This is a genomic window from Kitasatospora sp. NPDC059812, from assembly GCF_042732075.1.
Classification (GTDB): Bacteria; Actinomycetota; Actinomycetes; order Streptomycetales; family Streptomycetaceae; genus Kitasatospora.
Window position 1 is genome coordinate 40,862 of the sequence record NZ_JBHWIO010000022.1, and the last position, 10,769, is coordinate 51,630.

At 74.3% G+C, this 10,769-nt stretch carries 7 protein-coding genes; 6 read left to right on the forward strand and 1 reads right to left on the reverse strand.

Annotation, left to right across the window (positions count from 1 at the left end):
* Positions 1–28 precede the first annotated feature (28 nt).
* Entirely contained in the window at positions 29–1,279 is a 1,251-nt protein-coding gene (gene ftsY / locus ACFV6D_RS14345; protein ID WP_063347687.1) for a signal recognition particle-docking protein FtsY, read from the forward strand.
* 149 nt (positions 1,280–1,428) lie between these two features.
* On the opposite strand, the gene ACFV6D_RS14350 is transcribed toward ftsY, so the two are convergent.
* A complete protein-coding gene (locus tag ACFV6D_RS14350; RefSeq protein WP_380559863.1) occupies positions 1,429–2,106 on the reverse strand; it encodes a bifunctional DNA primase/polymerase in 678 nt (225 codons plus the stop codon).
* A gap of 605 nt (positions 2,107–2,711) precedes the next feature.
* Between ACFV6D_RS14350 and ACFV6D_RS14355 the strand changes: the two genes are divergently transcribed.
* From ACFV6D_RS14355 to ffh, 5 genes are all read left to right on the forward strand, one after another.
* The gene (locus ACFV6D_RS14355) at positions 2,712–4,166 is read left to right on the forward strand and encodes a hypothetical protein (RefSeq protein ID WP_063347685.1); all 1,455 of its coding nucleotides are present in this window, start codon (positions 2,712–2,714) and stop codon (positions 4,164–4,166) included.
* A gap of 309 nt (positions 4,167–4,475) precedes the next feature.
* Positions 4,476–5,888 carry an ammonium transporter gene (locus ACFV6D_RS14360; RefSeq protein WP_380376637.1) on the forward strand — a complete coding sequence of 471 codons (1,413 nt, stop codon included), beginning with the start codon at positions 4,476–4,478 and terminating at the stop codon, positions 5,886–5,888.
* Positions 5,885–6,223: a P-II family nitrogen regulator gene (locus tag ACFV6D_RS14365; protein WP_063347683.1), complete on the forward strand. Its 339-nt coding sequence runs from the start codon at positions 5,885–5,887 to the stop codon at positions 6,221–6,223. Before ACFV6D_RS14360 ends, ACFV6D_RS14365 begins: the two co-directional genes overlap by 4 nt.
* Before the next feature lie 227 nt (positions 6,224–6,450).
* The gene (locus ACFV6D_RS14370; protein ID WP_380559865.1) at positions 6,451–8,874 is read left to right on the forward strand and encodes a [protein-PII] uridylyltransferase; all 2,424 of its coding nucleotides are present in this window, start codon (positions 6,451–6,453) and stop codon (positions 8,872–8,874) included.
* A gap of 200 nt (positions 8,875–9,074) precedes the next feature.
* Positions 9,075–10,640: a signal recognition particle protein gene (gene ffh, locus ACFV6D_RS14375; protein WP_380559895.1), complete on the forward strand. Its 1,566-nt coding sequence runs from the start codon at positions 9,075–9,077 to the stop codon at positions 10,638–10,640.
* The last annotated feature ends 129 nt before the right edge of the window (positions 10,641–10,769 follow it).

Sequence of the window (10,769 nt, forward strand, 5' to 3'; positions counted from 1 at the left end):
GGCTCCGGTCGCGGATACTGGAGCAGTTATGGAATACGTGATCCTTGCCGTAGTCATCGCCGTGGTCGCCATCGGCGCGATCGCCGGCCTCGTCGTTTCCGGCAGACGACGCCAGCAACTGCCCCCGAAGTCGCAGTCGCCGGTCATCACGGCGCCGCCGACCACCCCGCAGGAGCCCCAGGTCGGCGAGGAGGCCGCGCCGCCGACCGAGGAGCCCCGCCGCACCGTCGAGGAGGTGCAGCTCCCCGAGACCGAGGCTCCGACCGAAGCCTCGACCGGAGCCCCGGCCACGGCCCCGACCGAGGTCGAGGTCGAGGCCGCCGAGGCCGAGACGGCACCCGCCGTCGAGGTCCCCGAGCCCACCGCGGGCCGGCTGGTCCGGCTGCGCTCCCGGCTCTCCCGCTCGCAGAACTCGCTCGGCAAGGGCCTGCTCTCGCTGCTCTCCCGCGAGCACCTGGACGAGGACACCTGGGAGGAGATCGAGGAGACCCTGCTGACCGCCGACGTCGGCGTGGCCCCCACCCAGGAGCTGGTCGAGCGGCTGCGCACCCGGGTGAAGGTGCTCGGCACCCGGACGCCCGACGAACTGCGCGCCCTGCTGCGCGAGGAGCTCGTCGAGCTGATCGGCAAGGACGCCGACCGCACCGTCCGCTCCACCAAGCACGCGGAGGGGCCGGCCGTGGTCCTGGTGGTCGGCGTCAACGGCGTCGGCAAGACCACCACCACCGGCAAGCTCGCCCGCGTCCTGGTCGCCGACGGCCGCAAGGTGGTGCTCGGCGCCGCCGACACCTTCCGGGCCGCCGCCGCCGACCAGCTGCAGACCTGGGGCGAGCGGGTCGGTGCGCGCACCGTGCGCGGACCGGAGGGCGGTGACCCGGCCTCGATCGCGTTCGACGCGGTCAAGGAGGGCATCGCCGAGGGCGCCGACACCGTGCTGGTGGACACCGCCGGCCGACTGCACACCAAGACCGGCCTGATGGACGAGCTGGGCAAGGTCAAGCGGGTCGTCGAGAAGCACGGCCCGGTGGACGAGGTGCTGCTGGTGCTGGACGCCACCACCGGCCAGAACGGCCTGATCCAGGCCCGGGTGTTCGCCGAGGTGGTCGACATCACCGGCATCGTGCTGACCAAGCTGGACGGCACCGCCAAGGGCGGCATCGTGGTCGCGGTCCAGCGCGACCTGGGCGTGCCGGTCAAGCTGGTCGGCCTGGGCGAGGGTGCGGACGACCTGGCGCCGTTCGAGCCGGGCGCGTTCGTGGACGCGCTGATCGGGGACTGAGGCCCCGTACGCACGAAGGGTCCGCTCCGCGAGGGGCGGGCCCTTTCGCGTTGCCGCCCGGGACCGGAGGGGTGCCCGGGGCCGGAGGAGCGTGCTGAGCTGGAGGGGCGCACGCCGAGCCGCGTGGGGCGGGTGGGGCGCGCCGAGGCCTACGAGGCGAGCCAGGCGGGTTCGGCGGTGCGCTCGCGGCCGCGGTGGCAGGCGTAGGCGAGGGTGCCGAGCAGCAGCCGGGCCTCGGGCGGGCAGCCGGCGTTGTCGCGGGTGGGGCGGCGCAGCCAGCGGACCGGGCCGAGCGCGCCGAGCACGGTGGGCGGGGCGGCGACGTAGCTGCCCTCGCCGTGGCAGGTGAGGTCGAGCGCGGCGTCGTCCCAGCCCATCCGGTAGAGCAGGTCGGGCAGCCGGCGGGCGGCGCCGGCGGCGACCAGGAACTGCAGCCGGCCGGTGGGTGCGGCGAGCACCGGGCCGACCTGGGTGCCCATCCGCTCCAGCCGGACCAGCGCCTGCAGTCCGGCCTGCTCGGGGACGTCCAGGACGTCGAAGGCGCGGCCGGTGGGGAACAGCACCGAGCCCCCGGCGCGCGCCTCCCGGGACCGGTCCTCGCCGCCGGGTGCGGGATGCAGGCCGGGCGCGGCGCAGCGGTCAGAGCCGCAGGGACAGCGGGTCGGGGCGGTGGCGGAGCCGGCCGGGGCGCCGGTGGCGACCGTCCAGCCCCAGCGGCCGGTGTACTCCGCGGCGGCTTGGGACGCGGTGACCTTGGTGCGGCGGCGCGCGCCCAGCGGCGTCAACCGCAGGTGTCCCAGTCGAAGTTCGCCGAACAGGTTGTCCATGCCTCCCCCAACAGGTTCCCGTCGCCGATGGTTACGGGATGGTGACTGTGTGTTGATTGTCCGTTGCGTGGTGCGTTGTGCGGTGGCGGCGTGCAGCGCCCGGTGTGCGCCTGTCGTGGTGGTGCGCCTCGAGCGCCGCCTTGTGGCTGGCGGCACCGATGCCGGATCGTGGGGTGGGCGAGGCGGCCGCCGATCAGGGTGGGCGGCGAACTCGCCTGTGACTGCGGTGGGTTGCCGGGGCTGCCGGGTTTCGCCGGTGGCCTTGGCGGCCCGCATATGCCGGGCCGTCGGACCTACCTAGTGAAGCGCGTGGGCCGTGGCTTCGGTTCACTCGTGGGGGTGGCGAAAGGTGGCGTTTCGCCAGGGCCGCTCCCGTGGGCGCCGCGCGGGGCATTACGTTCAGCACACGGACGTCTTCATGGAATCGACTCCGGTCCACCAGGGCGCGGGAGTTGGGAACCTGACGGTCCGTCCGTAACGATGGCACACCAGTGCGAGAGCGTGGTACGGCAACACCTCAGGCACGGCACGTCTGGCAAGGGCCCGAAACCGTCGGGCGTCACGATCGGGGCCCCGAGGGGGCCGGGCGGGATGGGGACGTTCCCATGGCAGAGAAGCAACCCAACGAGAAGCTGACCACCTGGTTCGCCCGCAGCGGCTGGTCCAAGGGCGAGCTGGCCCGCCAGGTCAACCGCCGGGCCCGGCAGATCGGCGCCCACCACGTGTCCACCGACACCTCGCGGGTGCGCCGCTGGCTCGACGGCGAACAGCCCCGCGAGCCGATTCCCAAGATCATGTCGGAGCTCTTCTCCGAGCGCTTCGGCTCGGTGGTCTCGATCGAGGACCTCGGCCTGCGCGCCGCGATCCCGGTCTCCACCGTGGGCGGCGGCGTCGACCTGCCGTGGAGCGCGCCGCAGACCGTCCAGCTGATCAGCGACTACTCCCGCAGCGACCTGATGCTCAACCGCCGGGGCTTCCTCGGCACCTCGCTCGCGCTGACCGCCGGCGCCGCGCTGATCGAGCCGATGCAGCGCTGGCTCACCCCCGGCCCGACCGGCGCCCCCACCCCGATCCTCGCCGCGGCCAACGGCGGCGACCCGTTCACCGGCCGGCTGTCCGAGCCCGAGCTCGAACTGCTGGAGCAGACCACGGTCATGTTCCGGCAGTGGGACGCGCAGAACGGCGGCGGGCTGCGCCGCAAGGCCGTCGTCGGCCAGCTCCACGAGGTCACCGACCTGCTCCAGGAGACGTACAACGAGAACACCACCCGGCGGCTGTTCCGGCTCACCGCCGAACTCGCCCACCTGGCCGGGTGGATGTCGTACGACGTCGGGATGCACCCGAGTGCGCAGAAGTACTACGTGCTGGCCCTGCACGCCGCCAAGGAGGCCGGGGACCGCCCGTTCGGCGCACTCATCCTCACCGACATGAGCCGCCAGATGATCCACCTCAACCGGGGCGAGGACGCCCTGGAGCTGATCCACCTGGCGCAGTACGGCAGCCGGGACACCGCCAGCGCGCGCCAGCAGTCCCTGCTGTACGCGATGGAGGCGCGCGCCTACGCCACCATCGGCGAGGTGAACCGCTGCGCCCGGGCCGTCCGGCTGGCCGAGGACACCTTCACCGACATCCGCGATGGGGAGGCGGAGCCGGACTGGCTGAAGTTCTTCTCGCCGGCCGAGCTGAACGCCGAGAACGCGCACTCCTTCCGCGACCTCGCGTACCACTCCGACAACGCCCAGCTGTACGCCTCGATGTCCGCGCCGGTGATGGAGCGCGCGGTCGACCTGTTCCGCCAGGACGGCGACCACGTCCGCTCGTACGCCTTCAACCTGATCGGCATGGCCAGCGTCCACCTGCTGCAGCGGGAGGCCGAGCAGGCCGCGGTGATGGCCGAGCAGGCGGTGGACATCGCCACCAAGGTGCGCTCGGAGCGGCTGAACTCCCGGGTCCGCAAGACCACCGAGGCCGCGGCTGCCCGGTTCAAGGGCGTGGACGCGGTGAGCCGGCTCAAGGAGCGCGTCGTCCAGGACATCCCCGAGTACGTCTCGGTGGTCTGAGCACCCCGAGCCCGTGGGCCGCGGACCCGGCCCGAGGACCCCGCCGACCGTGACGGCCGCCGCCGCCACGGTCGGTGGCCGTCGTGCCACCGGCCGTCCCGTTCGGCGGCACGGTAACCCGTTCGGCCCTGCGGCACGGCCGTCGTTCACGCAGGTGTAACCCGGGCGTCGCACGCGTCACGGCCGCGAAACAACGAGCCGCACTGGCCGAAACCAGCCTTCGGCACTCTCCTCTTCATCGCCGACACCCCGGGTGGCACGGGACGGGTAATCCGGGTTTGGATCGGCTTCCACGCAGAGGAGACGCCGATGCCGGACGGCTTCAGCGCGGGCGACACCGCCTTCGTGCTCATCAGTGCGGCCCTGGTCATGGTGATGACCCCGGGCCTGGCCTTCTTCTACGGGGGCATGGTCAGGGCCAAGAGCACCCTGAACATGCTGGCGATGAGCTTCCTCTCGCTCGGCATCGTCAGCGTGCTCTGGGTCCTCTACGGGTACTCGCTCAGCTTCGGACCCGACTCCTTCGCCGGTCTGATCGGCAACCTGGACTTCCTCGGGATGCGCGGCATCGGCCTGAACGACCTCACCGGGACCATCCCGGTCACCGCGTTCGCCACCTTCCAGCTGATGTTCGCGATCATCACCCCGGCGCTGATCAGCGGCGCGATCGCGGACCGGGCCAAGTTCGGCGCCTGGGGCCTGTTCATCGCGCTCTGGGTGACCGTCGTCTACTTCCCGGTCGCGCACTGGGTGTTCTTCTTCGACGGCGGCCACGGCGGCTGGCTGGGCGACCGCAACGGCGTGATCGACTTCGCCGGCGGCACGGCCGTGCACATCAACGCGGGCGTCGCCGGCCTCGCGCTCTGCCTGGTGCTGGGCAAGCGGGTCGGCTTCAAGAAGGACCCGATGCGCCCGCACAGCCTGCCGCTGGTGATGCTCGGCTCCGGGCTGCTGTGGTTCGGCTGGTTCGGCTTCAACGCGGGCTCGGCGCTGGCCGCCAACGGCGTCGCCGCGATGGCGATGGTCAACACCCAGGTCGCCACCGGTGCGGCGCTGGTCGGCTGGCTGGTCTACGAGAAGCTCAGGCACGGCGCGTTCACCACGCTGGGCGCCGCCTCCGGCGCGGTGGCCGGCCTGGTCGCGATCACCCCGGCCTGCGGCTCGGTCAGCCCGCTGGGCGCGGTGGCGATCGGCCTGATCGCCGGCGCGGTCTGCGCCGCCGCGGTCAGCCTCAAGTACCGCCTCGGCTTCGACGACTCGCTCGACGTGGTCGGCGTGCACGCGGTGGGCGGCGCGATCGGCTCGCTGCTGATCGGCCTGTTCGCCACCGGCGGGGTCGGCCAGACCGCCAAGGGCCTGTTCTACGGCGGCGGGCCGGCGCAGCTCGGCAAGCAGGCGATGGGCGTGGCCGTGGTCGCGGCGTACTCCTTTGTCCTCTCCTGGCTGCTGGCGAAGGCGATCGACAGGACGGTCGGCTTCCGGGTCGCCGAGGAGGTCGAGGTGGCCGGCATCGACCAGGCCGAACACGCCGAGTCCGCCTACGATTTCAGCGCGGTGGGCGCGGGCCTGGCGCGGGCCCTGCCGGGCCTGGTCGGTGCCGCGGCGGCCGCGAGGTCCGCGGAGAAGCCCGCCACCGGGAAGACCGCCGCCAAGGCCGCTGGGAAGGCCGCCGACAAGACCACCGCCGAGCCCGCCGAGAAGACCGAGGTCGACGCCCGATGAAGCTCATCACCGCCGTGATCAAGCCGTACCGCCTGGACGAGGTGAAGGCCGCCCTACAGGCCTTCGGGGTGCACGGCCTGACCGTCACCGAGGCCAGCGGCTACGGCCGTCAGCGCGGCCACACCGAGGTCTACCGGGGCGCCGAGTACACCGTGGACCTGGTCCCCAAGGTCAGAATCGAGGTGCTGGTCGAGGACGAGGACGCCGACGAGCTGATCGAGGTCCTGGTGAAGGCCGCCCGGACCGGCAAGATCGGCGACGGCAAGGTCTGGAGCGTCCCGGTCGACACCGCCGTCCGGGTCCGCACCGGCGAGCGCGGGCCGGACGCCCTCTGAGGGCCCTTCGCCGAGAGACCTTCGCCGAGGGCCCTTCGTCGAGGGCCCTGAACCGTAGGACGCGCCGCAGGCGGGCCCGCCGCCCCCGAGGGGTCGCGGGTCCGCCGACGGCGCATCGGCGCCGGGCCGCCCGCAGGCCGCCCGCAGGCCGCCCGCGGACCTCCCCGCGGCCGCCCGCAGGCCGTCCGGCGCCGCCCGCTCAACCGCACGACGGACGGGACCACGCCATGACCACCGAGACCAGCCCTCCCGACTACGGCGCCGCCCGGGCCGCGCTGCTCGCCGGCCCCGGCCCGGCCGGGCGGCCCCGCCGCGCGGCTCTCGCCCGGCTCACCGACGACTGGCTGGCCGGTCTGCTCGCGGCCGCCGGCGGCCCGCCCGGCGTCGCGCTGGTCGCGGTCGGCGGCTACGGGCGCGGCGAGCTGTCCCCGCGCAGCGACCTCGACGTCCTGCTGCTGTACGACGGCCGGCTCGACTCCGACCTGCCCGAGCGGATCTGGTACCCGGTCTGGGACGCGGGCGCCGCGCTCGACCACTCGGTGCGCACCGTCGCCGAGGCCCGGTCCGTCGCCGCCGCCGACCTCAAGGCCCAGCTCGGCCTGCTGGACGCCCGCCACCTCGCCGGGGACCAGGCGCTCACCGCCGCCCTGCGCTCCGCCGTGCTCACCGACTGGCGCGCGAGCGCCCCCGCGCGCCTGCCGGAGCTGCGCGACCTCGGGCGGGAGCGGGCCGAGCGGCACGGCGAGCTGTCGTTCCTGCTGGAGCCCGACCTCAAGGAGGCCCGCGGCGGCCTGCGCGACGCCGTCGCGCTCAACGCCGTCGCCGCGACCTGGCTCGCCGACGCCCCCCGGGACGGCCTGGATGCCGCCGCGCTGCGGCTCGCCGACGTCCGCGACGCGCTGCACCTGGCCACCGGCCGGGCCACCGAGCGGCTCGGCCTCCAGGACCAGGACCAGGTCGCCGAACGGCTCGGCGTGCTGGACGCCGACACCCTGCTGCGCCAGGTCTACGAGGCCGCCCGCACCATCGCCTACGCGAGTGACGTCACCTGGCGGGCGGTGGACCGGGTGCTCGCCGCCCGGTCCGGCCGGAGCCGCCGGGCCGCCCGGCTGGCCTTCCCGTTCACCGGCGCCGGGCGCGGCGCGGGCGCGGTGGCCCGGGGCACGGTCGCGCGCCGACCGCTCGCCGAGGGCGTGGTCGAGCAGGACGGGGAGGCGGTGCTCGCCCAGGGCGCCCGCCCGGCCGCCGACCCGGTGCTGCCGCTGCGCGCCGCGGCCGCCGCCGCGCAGAACGGGCTCACCGTCTCGTACGCGACGGTGCGCCGGCTGGCCGCCGAGTGCCGCCCGCTGCCGGTGCCCTGGCCGGACGAGGCGCGCGAGCAGCTGGTCACCCTGCTGGGCGCGGGCGAGGCGGCCGTCCCGGTGTGGGAGGCGCTGGAGGCGGAGGGACTGGTCACCCGGCTGCTGCCGGACTGGGAGCGGGTGCGCTGCCGTCCGCAGCGCAACGCCGTGCACCGCTGGACGGTCGACCGGCACCTGGTGGAGACGGCGGTGCGGGCCGCGGCGATGACCCGCCGGGTGGCCCGGCCGGACCTCCTGCTGGTCGCCGCGCTGCTGCACGACATCGGCAAGGGCTGGCCCGGCGACCACAGCGAGGCCGGCGAGGTCATCGTCCGTGACATCGCCGCCCGGATGGGCTTCGGCCCCGAGGACACCGAGACCCTGGCGGTGCTGGTCCGCCACCACCTGACCCTGGTCGACACCGCGACCCGACGGGACCCGGACGACCCGGCCACCGTCGAGGCGATCACCAAGGTGGTCGGCACCGCGGCACAACTGGAGCTGCTGCACGTGCTCACCGAGGCGGACGCGCTGGCCACCGGCCCGGCCGCGTGGAGCGGCTGGCGGGCCTCGCTGGTGGACGGCCTGGCGGCCCGGGTCGCCGCCCGGCTGGCTGGCGCCTACGCCGCGCCCGTGGAGGCCGCGCCGACCGCCGCGCAGGAGCGGCTCGCGGTGGAGGCCGCCCGGACCGGCGGGCCCGCCCTGTCGCTGCTGGCGCAGTCCGAGGGGGCGGACCCGGGCGCCGAGCCGATGGGCGTCGAGCTGACCCTGGCCGTCCCGGACCGGCCCGGACTGCTCGGCACCGTCGCCGGGGTGCTCGCGCTGCACCGGCTGGCCGTCCGCTCGGCCGGTCTGCGCGAGCTGGACCCGATCGGCGCCGGCCCGGTGCTGCTGCTGTCCTGGCGGGTGGCCGCCGAGTTCGGCGAGCTGCCGGAGGCCGCCCGGCTGCGGGCCGACCTGCGCCGGGCGCTGGACGGCTCGCTGGACGTCGCGCGCCGGCTGGCCGAGCGGGACGCCGCCGCCCCGCGCCGCCGGGGCATCCCCACCCCGCCGCCGGTGGTCGCGGTGGCGCCCGCGGTGGCCTCGGCGACCGCGACCGTCCTGGAGGTCCGCGCGCACGACGCCCCGGGGCTGCTGCACCGGATCGGCCGGGCGCTGGACGGGGCGGGCGTGCGGGTGCGGACGGCGCACGTCTCGACGCTGGGTGCGGAGGCTGTCGACTCCTTCTACCTGACCGACGGGGCGGGTCGGCCGCTCGCCGCCGGGCGGGCGGGGGAGGTGGCGGCGGCGGTCCGGGCGGCGCTGGGCTGAGTCGCGCCGCGGCCGTTCGGGGCTCGCCGGGGGTCGGTCCGCCGGGGTCCGCCGACGCCTGCCGAGGTCCGTTCCAAGGCCTGTTCCGAGGCCCGTTCCGAGGTCGTGGCAACCCGGGTGGAGACCATACCCGGGGCGGCCGGATACCCTGGTGGGCGACGACCGTACTGATACCGATGCCGCAGAGGACCCGCGACGACGTGTTCGACACTCTTTCCGATCGCCTCGCAGCGACGTTCAAGAACCTCCGGGGCAAGGGCCGCCTGAGCGAGGCGGACATCGAGGCCACCGCCCGCGAGATCCGCATCGCGCTGCTGGAGGCGGACGTCGCGCTGCCGGTCGTGCGGGCCTTCATCAAGCAGGTCAAGGAGCGGGCGGCCGGCGCCGAGGTCTCGGGCGCGCTCAACCCCGCGCAGCAGATCATCAAGATCGTCAACGAGGAGCTCATCGCGATCCTCGGCGGCGAGACCCGCCGGGTCCGGTTCGCCAAGAACGGCCCGACGGTGATCATGCTCGCCGGTCTGCAGGGTGCCGGTAAGACCACCCTCGCGGGCAAGCTCGGCCACTGGCTGAAGAGCCAGAAGCACACCCCGCTGCTGGTCGCCTGCGACCTCCAGCGGCCCAACGCCGTCAACCAGCTCCAGGTGGTCGCCGAACGCGCCGGTGTGGCCTTCTACGGCCCGCAGCCGGGCAACGGCGTCGGCGACCCGGTGCAGGTGGCCAAGGACTCGATCGAGTACGCCAAGCAGAAGCAGTACGACGTCGTCGTCGTCGACACCGCCGGACGCCTGGGCATCGACGCCGAGCTGATGCAGCAGGCCGCGGACATCCGCGCCGCGGTCAACCCGGACGAGGTCCTGTTCGTCGTCGACGCGATGATCGGCCAGGACGCGGTCACCACCGCGCAGGCCTTCCTCGACGGCGTCGACTTCACCGGTGTCGTGCTCTCCAAGCTCGACGGCGACGCCCGCGGCGGTGCCGCCCTGTCGGTCGCGCACGTCACCGGCCGGCAGATCATGTTCGCCTCCAACGGCGAGAAGGTCGACGACTTCGACGCCTTCCACCCCGACCGGATGGCCTCGCGCATCCTCGGCATGGGTGACGTCCTCTCGCTGATCGAGAAGGCCGAGCAGACCTTCTCGCAGGAGGAGGCCGAGAAGATCGCCGCCAAGCTGCGCGGCGGTCCGAAGGCGTTCACCCTGGACGACTTCCTGTCGCAGCTGGAGCAGGTCCAGAAGATGGGCTCGATCTCCAAGCTGCTGGGGATGCTGCCCGGGATGGGTCAGATCCGCGACCAGATCAACAACATCGACGACAAGGACGTCAACCGGGTCGGCGCGATCATCAAGTCGATGACCCCGGCCGAGCGCGCCGAGCCGGAGCTGATCAACGGCTCCCGCCGGGCCCGCATCGCCAAGGGCTCGGGTGTCCAGGTCGGCGAGGTGAAGAACCTGGTCGAGCGGTTCTTCGACGCCCGCAAGATGATGTCCGCGATGGCCTCCGGCAAGGGCGTGCCCGGTATGCCGGGGATCCCGGGCATGGGCGGCGGCGCCAAGAAGTCCGGCAAGAAGGCCCCGCAGGCCAAGGGCAAGCGCAAGAGCGGCAACCCGCTCAAGCGGGCGCAGGAGGAGGCCGCGGCCGCCCAGCGCCGCGCGCTCGGCCCGGGCGGCGACCAGGACCCGGCCGGCGGCGGCGCGTTCGGCCTCGGCGCGGGCAAGGGCCCGGCCGACTTCGAGCTGCCCAAGGAGTTCAAGGACCTGCTGTAGACCGGTCCGTCGTTCGAGCGGCCCCCCCGCCGGGGGGGTGCGGGCCGCGGGGGCCGCCCCAGGCCCAGGATGGGGGGGTGGGGGTGTGGGAGAGGGGCCCCCCGGGCCCGGGCCAAGACCTGGTCCGGG